The following is a 19,759-nucleotide window of genomic DNA, read 5'->3' on the forward strand; positions in this document are numbered from 1 at the left end:
GCTCTAAGCAGCCAATCCATAGCGTCAAAAAGAACATGTTTACCGCCCGCTCAACGGTCACGGTGCCAAAGTGCGGTTCGTCAATCGCTTCAATGCAGGGTGAATTCACCCGTTACATTGCGCCACTCACCGGGGGAAATCATCTTGCGGTGACTGAAGGACACGGAATGCAGCGGCCCCTCAATCTCGCGCTGCCAGAATTCGATGAACTCGAACAGGCGCGGATGATCCGGCGCGGTGTCATATTCTTGCCAGACAAAGCTGTTGAGGACATGGGTGTAATCCGGCATGTGATAGAACAATTCAGCCGTTGTCAGCCCGTAGCCCTTCAGCATCATCTCTGTTTCAGACATACTCATCTTACTACTCCTTACAAACTCGTCTGATATCTTAATTGTGGGGCAAAAAAATTACTTTTCAATGAAAACAATATGTTGACACCGCGCGGTGGCAGCAATCGATGCGATGATACAACAGCCATTGCGCCCTACATCCTGCCTCTGATATAAGTCAGACAACTAAATATAGACCAATGAACAGGACAGGCATTCACGTGAACGACACGCCGCAACCCCCTGAAGATATGGATGAAAACACACCGGAACGCCCAGTGTATGACGGCCCGAAAATCTCGATCACGGACGAGATGAAAACGTCCTATCTTGATTATGCCATGTCCGTCATCGTCAGCCGGGCCATTCCCGATCTGCGCGACGGGTTGAAACCAGTGCACCGGCGCATTCTTTACGCGATGCACGAAACGAATAACGGGCATGACAAGCCCTATCGCAAGTCTGCCCGCCCGGTGGGCGATGTCATGGGTAAGTACCACCCCCACGGGGACAGCGCGATCTATGACGCGCTGGTGCGGATGGCGCAGGATTTCTCGATGTCGCTGCCGCTGCTGGACGGACAGGGCAATTTTGGCTCGATGGATGGCGATAACCCGGCGGCGATGCGCTATACCGAGGTGCGGATGGACAAGCCCGCCGCCTCGCTGCTGGCGGATATCGAGAAAGATACCGTCGATTTTCAAGACAATTATGACGGCAAGGATCGCGAACCAACGGTCCTGCCCGCACGTTTCCCCAACATGCTGGTCAATGGCGCGGGCGGCATTGCCGTGGGCATGGCGACGAACATTCCGCCGCATAATTTGGGCGAGGTCATCGATGCCACCCTGGCACTGATCGACGACCCGGACCTGACCAGCGAACAGCTGATCGACTATGTCCCCGGTCCCGATTTTCCCACTGGCGGCATCATGCTGGGCCGGTCCGGGGCGCGCAAAGCCTATATCGAAGGGCGTGGCAGTGTCATCATCCGCTCGAAAACCCGGGTCGAGGAGATCCGTAAGGATCGCTACGCCATCGTCATCGACGAGATCCCCTACCAGGTGAACAAGGCGGCAATGATCGAAAAGATCGCCGAACAGGTGCGCGAGAAGAAGATCGAAGGCGTCAGCCACGTGCAGGACGAATCCGACCGCAACGGTGTGCGTGTTGTCGTGGAACTCAAGCGCGATGCCACTGCCGAGGTGGTGCTCAACCAGCTTTTCCGTTTCACGCCGATGCAGACCTATTTCGGCTGCAACATGCTGGCGCTGAACGGCGGTCGACCCGAGCAATTAACTTTGCGCGCCTTCCTGACATCGTTCATCACCTTCCGCGAGGAAGTTGTTGCACGCCGTACAGCGTTCGAGCTGCGCAAAGCCCGCGAACGCTCTCATATCCTCTGTGGCCTGGCTGTGGCGGTCAGCAATGTCGATGAAATCGTTGCCACCATCCGTTCCTCTGCCGATGCGGCCGAAGCGCGCGAGAAACTGATGACGCGCCGCTGGCCCGCCGGTGATATTCTGGAATATATCGCACTGATCGACGATCCGACGCACACGGCCAATGATGACGGCACTTACAACCTGTCTGAAGCGCAGGCCCGTGCCATTCTGGAACTGCGCCTGCAACGCCTGACCCAGATTGGTGTCAAGGAAGTGACTGACGAGCTGCAAGAACTGGCTGGCAAGATCAAGGAATACCTTGCCATTCTCGCCTCGCGCGACCGGATCATGGGCATCATTGCCGACGAGCTGCGCGAGGTGCGCGACCAATTCGCCGTGCCACGCCGGACCGAGATTGTCGACTGGTCGGGCGATATGGAAGACGAAGACCTGATCGAGCGTGAAGATATGGTCGTGACCGTGACCAGCGGCGGCTATATCAAGCGTACGGCATTGGCCGATTTCCGCGCCCAGAAGCGTGGTGGCAAAGGTCTGAGCGGCATGCAAACCAAGGAAGAGGATGTGGTGACCACGCTCTTCGTGGCCAACACCCATACGCAGCTTCTGTTCTTTACGACCGATGGCATGGTCTACAAGCTCAAGACCTGGCGGCTGCCGCTGGGCGGGCGGACCTCAAAGGGCAAGGCCATCGTCAACATCCTGCCCATCCCCACGGGCGTCTCCATCGCGGCGATCATGCCGGTGGACGTGCCCGAGGATCAATGGACCGATCTGCAAATCGTCTTTGCCACCTCGGCAGGGACCGTGCGCCGTAACCGGCTTTCGGACTTCACCAACGTGAAATCCAACGGCAAGATCGCGATGAAGTTCGAGGATGATCACGCCGAGACCAAGCTGATCAATGCCCGCATCTGTTCGGATGATGATGACGTCATGCTGGTTACCAAATCAGGTCGCGCCATCCGCTTTCCGACAACCGAATTACGGGTGTTCAACTCACGCTCGTCTGTCGGAGTACGCGGTGTAAAGCTTTCCGGTAACGACGAGGTCGTCTCGATGTCGATCATCCGGCATTTCAACGCGACGGCGGATGAACGCGCGGCCTATCTCAAGATGCGCCGCGCCCAGGAAAACGCAACCGAGGACGACGCGAGCGGTGATGAAGACGGCGACGAAAACGCCAGCATCAGCCAGGAACGCTTTGATGAGATGAAGGCGGCTGAAAACCTCATCCTTACCATCACCTCGGGCGGCGCGGGCAAGCTCAGCTCGTCCCACGGTTACCCGGTGCGCGGTCGCGGTGGCATGGGCGTGGCGGCCATGGACAAGGCAATGCGCGGCGGACCCTTGGTCGCGTCTTTCCCGGTCTCGCTGGATGATCAGATCATGTTGGCGACGTCCAAAGGGCAGTCGATCCGCGTGCCGGTCAACGGTATCTCGTTCCGGTCGCGCAGCGCCGGTGGCGTGCGGGTGTTCAACACCGGTAAGGGCGAAGAAGTCGTCAGTGTCGCCTGGATCGCGGAACAGGCCGATGAAGATGAAACACTTGAGGCACCGGTAACGCCAGAGGAATAGCAAGCTGGCGCGCGAGTGTGCTGTCCCACAAATCCCGGAAATGAGGTGTCAGAGATAACGCAGAATATCCCGGTGCTTGTTCTTGGCTCGGGCGGTCGGTTGGGCCGCCTTCTGCGCCGCATCTGGGCGCGGCATCCCCCCGCCGGGGTCGATCTGCATTTCCAATCGCGCCGGGCACATGCCCATCCCCAAAGCCACCAATGGTCGCCGGGCCAACCTGCGGATACCCTGCCGGTCTGCGATACGGTCATCGCGCTTTGGGGACAAACCGAGGGCGACGCCGAGGCGCTGGCCCTTAACGCAAGCCTTGCCGGACAAAGCCGTGCTGTAGCACTGGCCTGTGGCGCCACCCGACTTTTGCATCTGTCGAGTGCCGCGATTTATGGCGGCGCCGTAGATGCCACCGAGACCACACCCGCCGCACCGGTCAACGACTATGGCCGCGCCAAACTGGCGCTGGAAATGCGCGTGGCCGGATTTGATGATCCTGGATTGCGTCATGTCTGCCTGCGCCTCGCCAATGTCGTGGGCGCAGATAGCCTTGCCCCGGCACTAAGGCGGGGCACCCCGGTGATCCTTGACCGCTTCGCCGACGGCGAGGGCCCGCTGCGCAGCTATATCGGGCCGGAAGATCTGGCAGACATCCTGATTGCGCTGGCCCGGGTGCCGCCGGGCGATCTGCCTGCCACGCTGAATGTCGCTGCGCCCGAACCGGTTGCCATGCAGGCTCTGACCACAGCGGCCGGGCGAGACATTACCTGGCGCGACGCCCCGCCGATGGCTCTTCAACGCGTTACCATGGACACCACACGTCTTGCCCAATTATTGCCAGCACTGAACCCCACATCCGATGCAGCGGTTTTGATTGAGCGTTGGCAGCAACACCTTTCAACAGACTGACCACACGCCAAAGGTGCAAACGCTGCCGCTGGATTACGTAAACGTGACGCGATGTGTCCGGCTTGGGTGAAATTCTCCGACCTGTGGCCTGCAAACGACCTATCGGCATTATATATCTTTGTTTCGTTGTAAAACTCAGTGGCGTTAACGTGACTTGTTCGATTGATACCGCACAGGGTAAGCTACGCCGCAAGATCAGAAACTGCCGGTTCACGGAACTGGTAACCAGTAATCGGGGCAATAAATCCGTTGAAGGCATCCGGCACGAAAGACAGCGTCGACACACCGCTTGCGCACGGTCAACGAGCAAGGTGGTTCATGGTGACGGAACTGCTGCTGATAGCACTGGCCTATATCGGCGCCTCTTGGCTTTTATCGGCCACTGAAAGCTGGACGCTTCTGCCGCCCGCCGCCTTGGGAGACCTGATAATCCTCTTGGGAATCGGCGCGATCGCGACAATTGTTCTGCGCCGCCGCAGCAGACCCGTTACCGGTTCCCCGACACAGACGGTCACAACCGCCGCGCTGACCGCTCTTGCGTTCACAGTGGGCGGTGCGGTTTTCGCGCCTGTGGTCACGGTTATCGCCACGCCGCCGCATGTTTTCGTCGTCACCGGGCTGATATTCCTGATCCTCAGTGCCGCGCACAGGCTCGTCCTGCGCCAGCGCGAAAGGGATTGCATCAAGGTGCTGATCTACGGTGCTGGTCGCACCGGGCAGAATTTTCTCGCAACACTGACCGCACGGGACGGTCTGCGCCCGGTTGCCTTCGTGGATGACGACACCCAACTACAGGAGAGCAGGATCGGTGGGCTTGATGTCTACGCGCCCGATAAAGTCGCTGACCTTGTGGCTCAACACCATGTCAGCCGTATCGTTCTGGCGATGCCACGCGCCTCTGCTGCTGTTCAGTCCCGCATCATCCGCAACCTCTCGCGGCTCGACTGTGAAATCCACACCCTGTCCGCCTATACTGAACCGGCAGACGTCCAGGGTACCCCTGCCAAACCCGTTGACCTGCATACCCTGATGGGCCGCGACCGGCTTGAAGAGGATCTGCCCGGCGTTTCCGACACCTACCACTCCCGTTCGATCCTCGTGACCGGCGCAGGCGGGTCGATCGGGTCGGAAATCTGCCGCCAGCTTATGGCTTGCGATCCTGAACGGCTGGTGCTGATGGATCATTCCGAACTCATGCTGTTCGAGATCGACCGCGAGCTGCGTCATATGGGCAGTGATGTCGATATCCAACCGGTCTTGGGATCGGTTTGTGAACGTGATCTGGTGACGGGTGTGATGGCGAAATACAAGGTCGATACCGTCCTGCACGCCGCCGCCTATAAACATGTACCGATGGTCGAATATAACGCGCTGGAAGGCATGCGAAACAACGTGCTGGGCACCAAGGTCGTGGCTGACGCCGCGCGTGACGCGGGGGTCGAGCGCTTCATTCTGGTCTCTACCGACAAGGCGGTGCGGCCCTCGTCGATCATGGGGGCCTCGAAACGTTTTGCCGAGCTGCTGATTCAGGATATGGCGACCCGCTCGACCAAGACGCGCTTTGCGATGGTGCGGTTCGGCAATGTGCTGGGCTCGTCCGGCTCGGTCATTCCGCTGTTCCGCGAGCAGATCGCCCGTGGCGGCCCCGTGACGTTGACCCATAATGACATCACCCGCTACTTCATGACCATCCCCGAGGCAGTGCAACTGGTGCTGTTGGCAGGCACGTTCTCACGCGGAGGCGACGTGTTTGTGCTTGATATGGGCAAGCCGGTCCCGATCCGCGACGTCGCCCGTAAATTGATCGAAAGCGCGGGACTCAGCGTGCGTGACGCGACCAATCCAAAGGGCGATATCGAGATCAAGATCACAGGTCTGCGCCCGGGCGAAAAGATGCACGAAGAACTGCTGATCGGTTCGGATATGCTGACCACACCCCATAAGCGCATCCTGCGCGCGCAGGAAGATCACCTTTCCGAGATTGAAATGGCCAACGCGCTCAACGCGCTGAAACAGGCGATCGAGACACGCGATCCGAAACTGATGAACGAAACGCTGTCAAAATGGATCGAACGGGCTGACAAGGCTAAACCGGTCATCGTCAATGAATAACCCCCGCGGAGCCGGTTAGCGGACTTCGGCTGCTTCTTCATCGGTCAGAAACCGTGCTTTTGTCACGTCGAAAATCTTACCGTCTGGCGAGGTCAGAAGCCCCAAGGATGCCAGAAACGGGTCCGTCGTGAGTTCCTTGGCCCAGGGCGATGCCGCGATCTTATCCAGACGCTCAAGCAACTCGTCAATCGACGCTTCGGTGATCTTGATGATGTTGAATCGCCCGGCAGAGGCATCCAGTAACTCGTTTAGCGCACCGTATAGCTCGGCGGGCAGATCATCCTGATGATCCAGAAACGTATTGACCGCGCCGGTGAAATCTTCTGAAAAAGCATCAAAATGCCCAAGCGCGTAATCGGTATCCTCCGCCGCCAGACGGGCCTGAAGATAGCCCAGGTCGATGGCGAGTTGCGCCTGTTCAATCTCTTGCGCAAGCACTGTCTTTTCTTGCTCAAGGGACAGAATTTCCGACGCGAGTTCCTGACGTTGAGTGTCAAAAAACCCGGTAATCCATGCGGTTCCGACACCGACCAGTGCCAGTATGATCGGCGTCAACCCACCCAGATAGCCGGGACGCTTCCACCATGCCAGCGAGGCCTCTGAAATCTCGGCCCGCAGTTTTTCAAGTTCAAGGCGTTTGTGTTCAACTTCCAACTCTGCCAGTTCGGCATCTTTTTCAGTCATCGCAAAATTCTCTCTTAAAAAGTCCAGCGTAGCAAAAATACCCTAACCTCCCAACCAGATTTCACCGGACGCGCGGATTGACGCAATCAGTATCCGCCAGCGCAGGTCAGGTTCAGTGGGACACGCCCAGATTCGGGGGTTGTTAGCCTACGCACTCCTTGATGCAATATCTCATCAAATCGCCAACGCGCAGGGCGGCATCGTCAGTACGCGGCGGGCTGCACCCCGCATTCAAAACTCAGCTAGCGGTGAGTTCGCCCGGGGATATCATGCCGGATAGAGCGCGCCGAATTTTTCCTCGATATATGCCATCAACGGTCCTGCTGTCGGCTCCGCGCCACAGGCGCGGGTAATCAGCTCTCGCGGCTCATAAAGTCCGCCGTGCTGCTGCACGTTCTCTCCCAGCCAGGCGGTTGCCTCGGCCAGGTCACCGGTCGCAAGCTGCGCATCCAGATCGGGCACCGCCTGGCGCAGGGCTTCGTGCAGGCAGCCGGCATAGACATTGCCCAGGGAATAGGTCGGAAAATACCCGAAAAGGCCCACAGACCAATGCACATCCTGCAGACACCCGTCCGAGGCGCGGGTGACTGCGTAGCCGAAATCAGCAGCGAACCGGTCATTCCACGCGGCCTCGAGATCGGCCACCGCCAGATCGCCCGAGATCAGCGCGCGTTCCAGATCGAAGCGCAACATGATGTGAAGATTATATTGCACCTCATCCGCCTCGGTCCGGATGAAACCGCGATGCAACCGGTTGACGGTGGCATAAAACTCATCCGCGTCCGCCACACCCATATCGCCGAACCGGTCGCGCATCTGTTCAAAAAGCCAGCCACAGAACGCCCGGCTGCGGCCCAGCTGGTTCTCGTAAATCCGGCTTTGGCTTTCATGCACACCCATCGACACACCCTGCCCCACTGGCGTCAGCACATAGTCGCGGTCGATCCGCTGCTCGTAACAGGCATGCCCGACCTCGTGGATCGTCGAATAGATGCAGTTGAAGGGATCGGTTTTACTGGTCCGGGTGGTGATGCGCACATCATCGCCCGACCCCGAACTGAACGGATGCACCGCTTTGTCAAGCCGCCCGCGCGCCATGTCATAGCCAAAGAGTTTCGCCAGTTCCCGCGCCAGTTTCATCTGCTGCTGCGGATCATAGCTGCCGCTGACAGCCGCGCGCTCGGGATGGTTCAGCGCCCGCTCGCGCAAGGCCACGAGGCCTGGGCGCATTTCATCGAACATGGCCTGAAGTTGTGCCCCGGTGGCGCCCGGTTCGTAATCATCCATCAGCGCGTCATAGGTATCGCCGCCATCTGCCAGTGCTGCGCCTTCTTCGCGCTTGAGCCGCACGACCTCTTGCAGAACCGGGGCGAACGCGGCGAAATCGTTGTTTTCGCGCGCCTCAGCCCAATTGCCCTGCGCCCGGCTGGTCAACCGCGCCAGTGTCGTCGCCAGATCGGCAGGCACACGCTGCGTCCGCTCGAAACTGCGCTTGATCAGCCTCAGTTGCGCCGCGCCCGCCTGATCCGGGGCCTCTGCCGCCGCCAGCAGATCCCCGACCTGGGGAGCGGTGCGGCGGGCGTGGATCACCGCCTCAAGCGCGCCGCTTTCCTCGGCCCGTTGCGGGGCAGCACCGCGCGGCATCATGGTTTCCTGATCCCAACCAAGCCGGCCTGCAATCTGGCTCAACGCTTCAGTTTCTCGCTGATATACCATCAGTTCGTCAAATGCGGTCAACTTAGTTCCCCCGGATGGATTGTGCCTGCGGATAAAGGCTCAGGAAGCGAGCGCGCAGGATCAGCACCCAGAGCGCCACGGCAAGAAGTTGGTGCACGATCGCGACCTGCCACGGCGCGCCGTAAACGACTGTCATGATGCCAAGGGCGATCTGCCCCAGAAGGGCGATGAACGCCGCCTTGAACGCCACGCGCGTCGCGCCATTGGCGCTGCGCCGCCCACGCAGGAAGACGACCACCGAGAATACCAGTAGCAGGTAGCCCACGATGCGGTGAATGAACTGCACCAGCCCCGGGTTTTCAAAGAGGTTCCGCCAGCCCAGCTCGGCCATCCAGATCGTCGGGGGTAATATCTGCCCGCCCATCAGCGGCCAATCGGTATAGCTGCGCCCGGCGTCGATGCCCGCGACAAGCGCACCGATGAGGATTTGCAGAAAGGCGAAATGCAGCCAGCCGGTGGATAGCCCGAAAAGCTTTACCTCCTTGCCGCGCCGCGCCTGCATCAACTCACGCTCGTCTCGACCCAGCAGGAACACATACCACGCGATGAAACCCAGGATTACAAAGGCCAGCCCCAGATGCGTCGCCAGTCGGTAGCTGGCCACATCGGTCATGCCAGCCCCAAGCCCCGAGGCGACCATCCACCACCCCACGGCGCCCTGTATGCCGCCCAGAACGCCCAGGAGCAGCAAACGTTGTGTCCAGCCTGTGGGGATTTTCCTGGTTGTCAGAAAGAAAAGGAACCCAATCGCCCAGACAAGGCCGATCACCCGGCCCAGCTGCCTGTGGCCCCATTCCCACCAGTAGATTCGCTTGAAATCATTGAGTTCCATCCAGCTGTTCTGGACCTGAAACTCGGGAATTTCCTTGTATTTGGCGAATTCCGCGTCCCAGTCGGCGGCGCTCATCGGGGGAAGCGCGCCGGTGACCGGTTTCCATTCGGTGATCGAAAGCCCGCTATCGGTCAGGCGCGTCAGCCCGCCCACGGCGATCATCACCACGACCAGCGTGAACAGCACCAAAAGCCAGGCCCGGATCGCGCCCCGCGCGCCCTTGCGCCCCTGATCGATCATGCCACCCTTGGGTGCCTCGCGCACCGGTGCCTTGTCGACCTCTTCGAAAATACTGCGCTTGCCGCTCATCCCGCCTGTCCTTTACCTTCCGGGCCAGAGCCTAGTGCGGCAATGCCCCCCCTTCAAGCATCCCCGTTCAGCGATTTTTCCAGCGGACCATCTGCCGCATCACCCCGTGCAGCATCTGCACATCGGCGCGGGTCAGCGGCATCCGGCTCCACATGTTACGCAGGTTGATCTTCATGCCCTCCGCCTTGGCCTCGGGAAAGAAAAACCCGGCCTCGCCCAGCCGATCCTCGTAATGCACTGAAAGCTTCTCGATCTCGATCTGCTCGGCCCAGTCGGTCTTGGCCATGTCAACCCGCTCGGGCGTCACCTCGCCCTGCGCGCGTTGCCATTCATAGGCCGTCAACAACACACATTGCGCCAGGTTGAGCGAAGCAAATTCCGGGTTCACCGGCACGTTGATGATCGCGTTGGCGCGGGAGATGTCGTCGTTTTCCAGCCCGGCGCGTTCGGGCCCGAACAACACCGCCACCTTTTCACCACCCGCGATCTTTTCGGCCGCGATCTGCATGGCGCGTTCCGGGCTGACAATTGGCTTGGTCAGCCCACGCGCCCGCGCCGTGGTGGCAAGGACATAATGGTATTCTTCCAGCGCTGCGGGCACATCGGCGCACAAAACCGCCTCGTCCAGCAGCCGCCCGGCACCGCTGGCCATCGCCACGGCGTTCGGGTTGGGCCAGCCGTCACGCGGCGCCACGATCCGCATCCGGTCCAGCCCGAAATTCCACATCGCCCGCGCCGCCGCGCCGATATTCTCGCCCATCTGCGGGCGCACCAGCACAAAGGCGGGCTGTGGGCGATCTGTCGGCATGTTGCGCGGCTCCGTTACTCTTCTGCGCCTCATAGGCCAAAGCCTTGCCCGGGAAAAGCCCCGCCCCCCGCTTCTTCCTGGCGAAAATACTCAAAAAACCTACATTGGCCTCACCCAGCAACGGAGGCAAACATGGCTTATGACGAAGGACTGGCCGAACTGATGCGCGGCGATCTGGCCGAACTGCCGGGCCTGACCGAGAAAAAGATGTTCGGCGGGCTGTGTTTTCTGCAGCATGGCAACATGATCTGCGGCGTGCATGCGGGCGGCGCGATGTTCCGCGTCGGCAAGGAAAACGAGGCGGCGGCGCTTGACCTGAACGGGGTTGGCCCGATGACATTCACCGGTCGCAAGATGGGTGGCATGGTCGACGCCGATGACGGCGCGATGGCCGATGACCGGATCCGGCACGAACTGGTCAGCCTTGCCCTTGGGTTTGTCGCGACCCTGCCGCCGAAATAGCCGCTCAGATACGTGGACCAGCCACAATTTCCACGCTATAGCGGCGCAAACCCATGCAGGAGCGCCGACAATGGCCGAACCAGAGCAGCCGCAACTTTATCTCATCACCCCGCCCGAGATTGAACTCAGCCGGTTTCCCGATCAGCTTGCCGCCGTGCTTGATGCCCATGACATCGCCTGTGTGCGCCTGAGCCTTGCCAGCCAGGATGAAGACCGCATTGCGCGCGCCGCCGATGCCTGCCGCGAGGTGACCCATGCCCGTGACGTGGCGCTGGTGATTGACAGCCACCTGATGCTGGTCGAACGGCTGGGTCTTGACGGTGTGCACCTGACCGACGGTGCGCGATCGCTGCGCGCTGCCCGCAAGGAACTTGGCCCCGATGCCATCGTCGGCAGCTTCTGTGGCACCTCGAAACACGAAGGGATGAATGCCGGTGAATCCGGGGCCGATTATATCAGCTTCGGCCCGGTCGGGGTCTCGGCGCTTGGCGACGGTGCCACCGCCGACAGCGCGCTTTTCGACTGGTGGTCGCAGATGATCGAACTGCCCGTAGTGGCCGAGGGGCATCTGGACGCTGACCTGATACGCAACCTCGCGCCTGTCACCGATTTCTTCGGTATCGGCGCGGAAATCTGGTCGGCCGACGACCCCGGCTCTGCTCTTAAGGTGCTGTTGAGTGCGATGGAATGATGAGATTCTAACTCCACTATAACATTTATTATCAATGCTTTAAAAGATAATGTTCACGCACCAATGGGGTTGTTCTCTGGCACCGCGATCACGCGGCTGCCCTCGACAAATGCCTTCAGGCTGAAATTCCACTTCGCGCCCGGCCAGTGTATTGTCATCTCGCGTTTGCGCGGGCGATAGACGGCGGTGTAAAGCGTCCCGAAACCGGCTGAAAACGCGGTCGAGTAAAGCGGCGGCTTGAGAAATGCGTTGATGAATTTTTCCTGCGTCTCGCGATGCAGGGTCAGGCGCTGCAACAGGTAGCGCTCACGTTCGACCGTCGCGGTGAACCGCGCATGGCTGACCCATTCGACATTTTCCTGATGGTTCGTCGCCACGGCCGCATGGGTGATTACTGCAGGCCGGTCCGGTGCCATCATCACCGTCATGTAACGCCGCTTCGCATCCACCACAGTCACGTTATAGCTCATATGGGTGGGCACGCGGGCCAGCACCTCGCCCGCCTCTTCCGCGGTCTTGCAGGTTTGCAGCACATAGCGCAGGATAATCGGCACGCCGAACCCCTCGCCCACCACGCGGCGCCCGCCAAAGGTCAGCGATATGGCCAGGCCCGAGTCGTTGCAGCCATCGACCAGACCCCATAGCCCGTCAGAGGTACCCATCACCGCCCGGTCCAGCCAATTGGTGCGCACGATCAGGCTGTCAAAAGCTTGCGGGCTGTAATCGTAGTTGCGCACCATCACCGGCTGTGCGCCGGGCCAGATCGCCTGGGAACAACCCGAAAGATACGGCGGCGGACAATAAAAACTCAGAAATCGCGCCTGCTGATCGCCCCCACCTGCCAACTCGCAAAGCTTGTCGTAAAGCGGCACCAGCTCGGGCATATGCGTTTCCAGCGCCCGGCGGCATTCGAGGTATTTGGGACGGGCATTATCCCCTTCGCGCGACCACCAGCGCTGATAGTCGGGCCAGTACTCCGCAAAAATCCCGGCCCATTTGGGGCCGGGTTGATCTTCGGATATGGCGCGCCAGAGAACGTCCATATCACGGCGCTTACATGATCTTGTGGTGGCTGTCGGTCAGTTCTTGCGCCGTTGGCAGGGGCCGCGCCGCGAATTGTGACTTGATACCGTGAATCCACCGTTTGGCACGCTCATTTAGCTTGAAACCGGGCGTCATCGATCGCCCACGCGTTACCAGTATGCCCAGATCAGCCCCTTCATAGCGGAAATCGCCGGGCTTCTGGATGCGCAGGAAGAAGGCTTCGTTCTCATTCTCGACCGCCCGACGGTGATAGTCGAAACGGTTGAACTCGACCCGACCGTCCTCGTCCATCCGGTAGATGCCGGTGGGTGGCGCCTGAGTGATCACGTCGACGCTGTCATCAGTGTGCTTGATCACCATCTGCGACCAGTTGTCGATCATGTCCGGATCGGCCCAGCGGGCGTTCAATTCGTCCACATCCAGCTTGAATTTCTTCGAGCAGAATTCCAGCAGGTGGAACAGGAAGAGCGGCGCATCCGCATGGGCAAAGGCCGCATGGTTGGTCATCGATGACGCACCGGTGATGCGTGGATTCAGCTCGCCCAGCCAGATATCTCCGGTCTTCTTGTCGATCAGGAAATCCAACTCGAAATAGCCGCGATAGCCTTCCTTGCGCAGCTGTTCGCCGAACTTGAAGGTCAGATCGCGCGCCTGCTGGCGGACCTTGGGTGCAAATGCGGTCGAGAAGATTTCGTTACCGCACCAGCCGCCGCGATAGGGTGTCAGATCCTTGAACCCGACCAGTTCGGTCATCAGCGGGCCCACGATCGTGCCTTCCGAGGTAGCGCAGGCCTCGATCGCCGAGCCGCGGCAATCGATCCGCATCATGATCTTGATCTCGCCCTCGCCGACGATCTCGTGTTCATGTCGACGGAAATCGGCCTCGGACTTGATGAAGAACGTGGTGTGGCCGCTGTCGCCAAAGGCCGATTGCAACACCAGATCATGACCGATCCCGGCCTTTTCGCAAATCTTGCGCAGATGCGCGTAATCCTTGACCTCGCTCAGCGTATTGGGGACCGACGGCACCCCGGCCTTGTTGCCGATCCGGACGGTTTCGATCTTGTTGTCCATCTTGGTGCGCAGCTTGGCCTTGGGGAACCAGACCCTGCCGCCCAGTTCCTTGACCAGCCGCTCGGTTTCCTCGTCGAACATCAGGAAGACGAAATTGGGCTTGCCACCGCGCCGCTTGATCAGGTCGATCACTTCCTTGTGCTGCAACAGATAGTTGTTGATATCCTCGATCGACTGGAACTCGGCATGGGGCGCCTCGGAGGGTACGAAGGTGTTCGGATGCTGCCCGTCATAACAATCTATATAGCTGATATACTTGAAATTCTTGGCCCATTCATCAATGCCCAGAAGGTTGAAGTTCGTGGCCGACACGAAATAGATCGGGTCCTCGCTGCGATGAAAATAACGCCGGATCTCCGAGATGTTCTTTAACACCTTGCGTGGCTTCGGCTTGCCTTTAGTTGAGGTTCTCTTGGCCATGTTATCTGGTCCCTCCCTGATTGTTGTTTATTCTGCAGCCCGGCTGGCGGCACCCTGTCCCGCCTGGCGCGCTAACGCTTCGGACGAGAAGATGCGCAGGCCCAGATCGGGCCGGTAGCCGTGGATTTCGTTCACATCCAATGCCCGCATGAAATCAAGAATTTCATCCGAGATTACCTGCCCCGGCACGAGGATCGGAAAGCCCGGCGGATAGGGGATGATGAACGTGGCCGACACCATGTCGACCCCCTCCTGGGTTTTGGCGTTGTTCAAATCGACGTAATCGCAATTGCTTTCGTCATAACTCATGAAAAACGCGGTCCGGATGTCACCTTCGGGCGTGGTCCCTTCGCTGCGAAACGCGTCGTGGAACCGGCTGAAATCCGGCAGCGGCGGCAGGTCTTCCATCAGGCTTTTCACCCGCTTGTCGAAGGCCCGCTGTTCCATTTGCGAGGCATCGTCCTGAAGGTCGTCAAGCTCCTGCGCGATCTGCACCAGCACCTCGATCAGATAGGCAACCGACGACCGCGTGGTGCCGATATTGGTCATGAAGAGGACGGTGTTGCGCGAGGTCTTGTTGATCTGGATGCCGAATTTTTCCATCAGAATCTTGGTCTTGAACGTATCGCCGTCCCAACCCGTACCGCCCACGGCCAGTGTGACCCGGCTGGCATCGAGCACGAATTCGTCCCTGGCCCAACTGTCCCAGATATCGTCCCAGCCCTGATCGGGTTCGTAATAGGACTTGATCCCGCTTTCGCGATGCTCCTCGGGGACCATATCGGACGCGGTTAATATCTTGAAATACTTCTGCAAAAGCGGATGCGTGGCAATCGCTTTGCGCATCGACAATGCCGCTTCGATCTGGCGCTGGACAAACTCGTACCCTTCCAGCTCCACCTGTCTGCGGCCCACATCAAGCGAGGCGATGATCTGGTAGTTCGGCGAGGTGGAGGTATGGGTCATATAGGCTTCGTGAAAGCTCTGTTCGACCTCACCTTTGAAATCCTGATCATGCACATGGATCATTGATCCCTGTCTCAGTGAAGTCAGGGTTTTATGCGTCGAATGCGTGGCATAGGCACGTACCCGTGCATCCGGCGGCGGCAGCAGGCGGGTATTCAGCAACGCCTCCATATCCGCGTCTTTCAACGCCTCCTGCTGCGCCTCATAGGCCGAGGCGGATTTGGTGGTGCGCAGATTCTCGCGCAGGAACTCGGCCGTGGCCATGGCGGTGCGTTGGCGATAGATCGGGTTGAAACGCGCGAAGGCGAACCAGGCCTCATCCCACAGGAACACAAGGTCCTTTTTGATCGCCAGGCATTCCTCCATGACGCGGCGCACATCATAAACCACCCCGTCGAAGGTGCAGTTGGTCAGCAAGAGCATCCGCACGCGGTCCAGCTTGCCCGCGGCCTTCAACTCCAGCAGTTGTTTCTTGATCTCCCGCACCGGCACGGCGCCATACATTGAATATTCATTCAGCGGATAGCTGTCGAGATAAACGACATTCGCCCCTGACAGCACCATGCCGTAATGGTGCGACTTGTGGCAGTCGCGATCCACCAGCACGATATCGCCGGGCCTGACCAGCGCCTGCACCACAATCTTGTTGCAGGTCGACGTGCCGTTGGTGGCAAAAAACGTCTGTTTCGACCCGAACGCCCGCGACGCATTTTCCTGTGCCTTCTTGATCGGCCCTACCGGCTCCAGCAGGCTGTCCAGCCCGCCGCTGGTGGCCGAGGTTTCGGCCAGAAAGATATTGGGCCCGTAAAACGCTCCCATATCCTGAATCCAGTGGCTGCGGCTGATCGACTTACCGCGACTGATCGGCATCGCGTGGAAAACACCAGTGGGTTGTTTGGAATAATCCTTGAGTGCCGTGAAAAACGGGGTTTTGAACCGGGTCTGCACGCCACGCAGGATATTGAGATGTAGTTCCTGAAAATCTTCCTGATTATAAAAAACCCGACGGCAGCGCCCCAGATCAAGCCCGGCAATCGCCTCGACCGACCGATCGGTGATCAGGTAGCTGTCAAGCTCAGGGCGCACCTTGGCAATCAGGCGGGTCAGCTTTGGGCCGTAATCTTCGGGGCGCATCTCGTCGATATCTTCTTCGACATCCATCAGCGTCAGATAGCGTTGCAAAACCGAGATTTCGTTGCGCGACTTCAGCGCCAGACCGGGGCGTATCACCACCGCCTGAATATTATGGTTAAACAGGATGCCGATCAGCGCATCCTCGAAACTGGGCACGATCACCGGCTCATAATGAAACTGATCTTCGTTCCGGTGCATGCTTTGCAGCGAGCTGCGCAGCCAGCGTTCCTGATGCTCGTTGAGGTCATCAACCACCAGCACCTCGAAATAGGGCTTGGTCATCGCGCGGGCTTCGGGCGACAGCAGCGCTTCATCTTCCAGTTCTTCGGTATCGGCCTCGTCCCGACCCAGCGGGATGGCGCGGCGGCGATAGGCACCCGAAATCAGCGCCCGCGTGATCCGCCGCACATTGAACGCCAGATCTTCGAAATTGCGATGTTCGAAATGGCGCCGCAGATGATCGAAAGCGGTGATGCCCGGGAAGGCCCAGTAGGTTTCGATCGGCGCCAGTTGCTGTAGCAGGTCCTCGACCCGTGGCGTCAGTTTCTTTATGGTTTTTTCGTCGGGGGACCGGGCAAGCGCGTTTGCTACTTCATTCAAAGCACTCCAGCTGTCCGACCTGAGCTGAATGGCACTGAAATAATTGCTCATCGTCTTCATGAAACATCGTCCTCCCTTTCGTTTTCGCAACTGCGATCAACCGGCACCCTCCCCGGTGCCAATCGCCGCAATTGTCGCAAAGGACGCATGTTGCACGCGTCCTTACCCGCTGGCGGTTTTATCCACAGTCGGGATTTTCTGAACCTGCCCGGCATCGTCATTTGCCGGGCTATGCCCCGCCGCCGGCGTTTCGATGCGCGGGTCCGTCAATATCAACGGGGCACCTTTTTCCCACTGTTTGGGCATTTCCAGCGGTCCCAGCGTCTGCAAATAGGCATCGGCCCCGCTGGCGCGGTCATAGACCGGGAATTCCACCTCGCGGTCGCGGAAGCTTTTCAGGACCTGCCCGAGGCCTTTCATGCCGGTATTGCGCTGCCGCCGCACCTGATCCAGATCGATCTCGATGGGGAAGATATCTTCTTGCCCGGCGGCCTGATGCAACACCTGCGCCGATGGGTCCACGACGCAGGATTTACCCACCCCGCCCGAGCCCAATCCGTTCACATCGAACACGTAGCACTGGAATTGCGCCGCCGTGGCCCGCGCAATCGCCAGTTCCGCGTCACGGTCAGTTGTGCCGGTCAGTACCGGGTGCAACAGCACTTCGACGCCCTGCGCGGTCAGGTGACGCGTGGTTTCTGGGAACCAGATGTCATAGCAGATCGACAGGCCGAAGCGGCCCACATATGGCACATCGAAAATACAGAACTCGGTGCCTGCTGAAACGCCAGCCTCGTACGGCCTGAACGGGAACATCTTGCGATAGGTCGACACGATTTCGCCCTCGGGGTTGATCACCACCGAGGTGTTGTAGATCCGCCCGTCCGCTGCGGTTTCAAACATCGAACCGGGTATCAGCCAGATATTGTGCCGCTTGGCATCTTCCTGCAAAAGCCGGATCGTGTCGTTTTCCAGCGGCTGCGCGAATTTCGTCAGCGGGCCATAGGCCGCCAGTTCGCTGAACAAAACCATCTGCGTCCAGGGAAACCGGGCCATGGCCAAATCAATCTTATGCCGCAGCGCGTCCACGTTCGGATGGGCGGCGGCGACATGCATCTGGATGCCTGCAATCGCAAAAGGGGTCACGTCTGTCGTCCTCGAGATGCCCGTAAGGCTCATGGGTGGAGGTCGAGTGTTACATACCCGTTCGGGACAGTCCACAGCGACGTGGCAACAATTTTTGGCAATCTTGCACACGCGTGTCTTTGCATAACGAATACCCGCAAGACGCGTCACGATAATAACTATTGCCGGTCTCAATATTGACAAGCGGTTGTAGTGTGGTCTTTCAATATTCTCGAGGATAACGAGTATGACAGAAACGCCCGGCCCTATGCCGCCCGCCCAGACCGTTTCGACCGGCTTTGTCGTGGCCATCGTGGGCTTTTTCAGCTCCTTTCCGATCCTGCTGCAAGGGATGGATGCGATGGGGGCGGATCATGATCAGGCGGCCTCGGGGCTGATGGCAGCCGCGTTGTCGATGGGCATCGCTGGCATTTTCCTGAGTCTCTGGACGAAAAAACCGGTCAGTGTTGCCTGGTCCACCCCCGGTGCAGCGCTTCTTGCGGTCAGTGCCACGCCGCAATTCGGTTTCGAAGCCGCCGTCGGTGCCTTCTTGATCGCCGGTTTCATGACTGTGCTGGCCGGAATTGTGCGCCCTATCGGTCGGGCGATCGCCCTGATCCCGGGGCCGTTGGCGCAGGCCATGCTGTCGGGTGTGCTGTTATCGATCTGCGTCGTACCATTTCAGGCAGCAGCGCAGGATCCGTGGATGGCCCTGCCGATTATCGCAACCTGGTTTGCCATAAGCCGGATCAACCGGCTGGTGGCCGTGCCTGCCACCGTGCTGATGGCGGCACTGATGGTACTCTTCAGCACCGGTTTCGCCGTGCCCCTGCCCGACGCGCCCTTCACGCAGCTGGTTGTTGTCCGCCCGGTCTTCACTCTAGATGCCACGCTGGGTATCGCGCTGCCGCTTTTCATCGTCACCATGGCCACCCAGAATATTCCCGGTCTCGCTGTGATGCGCAGCTATGGTTACGCGCCTGCACCGGGGCCACTTTTGTCCGCTGTCGGCGGGGCCAGCATGATCTCGGGCCTGCTGGGGGCACCGGCCACCTGCCTGGCCGCGATCACCGCCGCGATGTGCTCGAACGAGGACAGCCACCCGAACCCGGCGCTGCGTTACTGGTCGGCAGCGATGGCCGGACTGTTCTATTGCCTGCTGGGAATCTTCGCCGCAATCATCACCACTTTTGCCGCCGCCGCGCCCCCGCTGCTGCTGGGAACACTGGCCGGTATCGCGCTGCTCGGGGTTTTCGCCAGCAGCGCCCTTGCCGCCTTTGATGATGCGGAATATCGCGAAGCCGCCGCGATTACCTTCCTGATCACCGCATCGGGGGTCTCCGTCTTTGGCCTGAGTGCCGCGGTCTGGGGGCTGATCGGGGGCGGGATCGTGCAGATCGTCAAACGCCGCAGCGCCGGATAACGTGCAAGGCGACCACAGGCGTTTTCGCTTATTTGCCGTGATGGTTGAATAGTAACGCTTTGGATTCGCGCGCTCTGCCGCTATCATCCCGCCATTGTATTTACGACCAGTATTTTCAGGAGCGG

15 protein-coding genes are annotated in these 19,759 nt (G+C 59.5%); 6 read left to right on the forward strand and 9 right to left on the reverse strand.

All coding sequences use genetic code 11. From position 1 onward, the window contains the following. Positions 1-89 precede the first annotated feature (89 nt). Positions 90-359: an usg protein gene (locus tag LC334_RS08305; RefSeq protein WP_085800225.1), complete on the reverse strand. Its 270-nt coding sequence runs from the start codon at positions 357-359 to the stop codon at positions 90-92. A gap of 224 nt (positions 360-583) precedes the next feature. Here LC334_RS08305 and gyrA point away from each other — a divergent pair, with 224 nt between their 5' ends. The 3 genes from gyrA to LC334_RS08320 all read left to right on the forward strand — a co-directional run bounded on the left by gyrA (position 584) and on the right by LC334_RS08320 (position 6,325). After that, positions 584-3,313: a DNA gyrase subunit A gene (gene gyrA, locus LC334_RS08310; RefSeq protein ID WP_176237682.1), complete on the forward strand. Its 2,730-nt coding sequence runs from the start codon at positions 584-586 to the stop codon at positions 3,311-3,313. Between the two features lie 45 nt (positions 3,314-3,358). Further along, the gene (locus LC334_RS08315) at positions 3,359-4,213 is read left to right on the forward strand and encodes an NAD-dependent epimerase/dehydratase family protein (RefSeq protein ID WP_176237680.1); all 855 of its coding nucleotides are present in this window, start codon (positions 3,359-3,361) and stop codon (positions 4,211-4,213) included. Between the two features lie 318 nt (positions 4,214-4,531). Then, positions 4,532-6,325 (forward strand): nucleoside-diphosphate sugar epimerase/dehydratase, encoded by a 1,794-nt coding sequence (locus tag LC334_RS08320; protein WP_085800222.1) that lies wholly within the window; start codon positions 4,532-4,534, stop codon positions 6,323-6,325. Positions 6,326-6,340: 15 nt separating this feature from the next. Here LC334_RS08320 and LC334_RS08325 read toward each other — a convergent pair whose 3' ends face one another. From LC334_RS08325 to LC334_RS08340, 4 genes are all read right to left on the reverse strand, one after another. Next, entirely contained in the window at positions 6,341-7,009 is a 669-nt protein-coding gene (locus LC334_RS08325; RefSeq protein ID WP_085800221.1) for a hypothetical protein, read from the reverse strand. Between the two features lie 267 nt (positions 7,010-7,276). Further along, entirely contained in the window at positions 7,277-8,746 is a 1,470-nt protein-coding gene (locus tag LC334_RS08330) for a carboxypeptidase M32 (protein ID WP_085800220.1), read from the reverse strand. A 1-nt stretch (position 8,747) separates the two neighbouring features. Then, a complete protein-coding gene (ctaA, locus tag LC334_RS08335; RefSeq protein WP_085800219.1) occupies positions 8,748-9,887 on the reverse strand; it encodes a heme A synthase in 1,140 nt (379 codons plus the stop codon). Between the two features lie 67 nt (positions 9,888-9,954). Then, a complete protein-coding gene (locus tag LC334_RS08340; protein WP_085800218.1) occupies positions 9,955-10,695 on the reverse strand; it encodes an RNA methyltransferase in 741 nt (246 codons plus the stop codon). Between the two features lie 132 nt (positions 10,696-10,827). Between LC334_RS08340 and LC334_RS08345 the strand changes: the two genes are divergently transcribed. After that, positions 10,828-11,157, forward strand: coding sequence for a TfoX/Sxy family protein (locus LC334_RS08345; protein ID WP_085800217.1), 330 nt, complete (start codon positions 10,828-10,830; stop codon positions 11,155-11,157). Between the two features lie 70 nt (positions 11,158-11,227). Continuing rightward, complete coding sequence (locus tag LC334_RS08350; RefSeq protein WP_085800216.1) at positions 11,228-11,848, forward strand: thiamine phosphate synthase; 621 nt, start codon at positions 11,228-11,230, stop codon at positions 11,846-11,848. Between the two features lie 53 nt (positions 11,849-11,901). Here LC334_RS08350 and LC334_RS08355 read toward each other — a convergent pair whose 3' ends face one another. The 4 genes from LC334_RS08355 to LC334_RS08370 all read right to left on the reverse strand — a co-directional run bounded on the left by LC334_RS08355 (position 11,902) and on the right by LC334_RS08370 (position 18,232). After that, positions 11,902-12,891 (reverse strand): C45 family autoproteolytic acyltransferase/hydolase, encoded by a 990-nt coding sequence (locus LC334_RS08355; RefSeq protein ID WP_085800215.1) that lies wholly within the window; start codon positions 12,889-12,891, stop codon positions 11,902-11,904. Between the two features lie 10 nt (positions 12,892-12,901). After that, positions 12,902-14,386: a biotin carboxylase gene (locus tag LC334_RS08360; RefSeq protein ID WP_085800214.1), complete on the reverse strand. Its 1,485-nt coding sequence runs from the start codon at positions 14,384-14,386 to the stop codon at positions 12,902-12,904. 27 nt (positions 14,387-14,413) lie between these two features. Beyond that, positions 14,414-17,146: an aminotransferase class I/II-fold pyridoxal phosphate-dependent enzyme gene (locus LC334_RS08365; protein ID WP_085800213.1), complete on the reverse strand. Its 2,733-nt coding sequence runs from the start codon at positions 17,144-17,146 to the stop codon at positions 14,414-14,416. Between the two features lie 102 nt (positions 17,147-17,248). Then, positions 17,249-18,232, reverse strand: a complete 984-nt coding sequence (locus LC334_RS08370) for a carbon-nitrogen hydrolase family protein (RefSeq protein WP_085800247.1) — start codon at positions 18,230-18,232, stop codon at positions 17,249-17,251. A 226-nt stretch (positions 18,233-18,458) separates the two neighbouring features. On the opposite strand from LC334_RS08370, the gene LC334_RS08375 reads away from it, so the two are divergent. Next, entirely contained in the window at positions 18,459-19,634 is a 1,176-nt protein-coding gene (locus tag LC334_RS08375) for a benzoate/H(+) symporter BenE family transporter (protein WP_223412919.1), read from the forward strand. The last annotated feature ends 125 nt before the right edge of the window (positions 19,635-19,759 follow it).

Origin of the sequence: Roseovarius aestuarii (assembly GCF_019966515.1) — a bacterium.
Classification (GTDB): Bacteria; Pseudomonadota; Alphaproteobacteria; order Rhodobacterales; family Rhodobacteraceae; genus Roseovarius; species Roseovarius aestuarii.